Below are 619 nucleotides of genomic sequence, written 5' to 3' on the forward strand. Positions count from 1 at the left end.
GGCAAGTGCAGGGAAATTGGGGGCATGGAAAACTCCAGCTATGGGCAAATGATCAGGTGCCCGGTCTTGGGTACACAAAGGCTTATGTAGTCTACCGCGTAATAATGGAAGCCCGATGACAGGAAATCACAGGGTGGCGCGCGGCAATTACATGAGCGTCAAGGGTTGAATAGGGTTCGCAATACTAAGAGTTTTACCTTCTTAATGCAAGTCATTCCTATTTGGGATGTATTCACAGGTAGCGGCAAAGTGCCGCAGGTAAAAGGGCTGCGAGGGGGAGCGGGAACGAAAAAGGCGCCGAAGCGCCTTTTTCGTCCCATCGATACGGATTATTTGCTGAGCAAACGGTAATTCAGGTTCGATTCAATCCGGTTGCCGGACTGGTCCAGTTGCTCGATGGCATTGACCGCGTCCTTGAGATATTGGCGTTGGGTGTCGTCATCGGCCTCTGGGTTGATGGTGTAGACATCTTCCTGGGTAACGCCTTCCTGGTATTTGCGCGATGCCCAGTTACCCCGTTCCACGGCATTCNGTTTCACGGTGGAGCCGCTCATGTACTCTTCACGCAGCTCGAATCGGGTAGGGCTGTCGTGCTGATCGCGGTACAGGGTCAGGGTGG

1 protein-coding gene is annotated in these 619 nt (G+C 53.4%); it reads right to left on the reverse strand.

What is annotated here, in order from left to right; all coding sequences use genetic code 11:
* Window positions 1-329: 329 nt before the first annotated feature.
* Window positions 330-619 (reverse strand): copper resistance protein NlpE N-terminal domain-containing protein (locus A3730_RS08245; RefSeq protein ID WP_197477371.1); only part of this gene is annotated, 290 nt, incomplete at its 5' end.

It is taken from the genome of Alcanivorax sp. HI0044 (assembly GCF_001634945.1).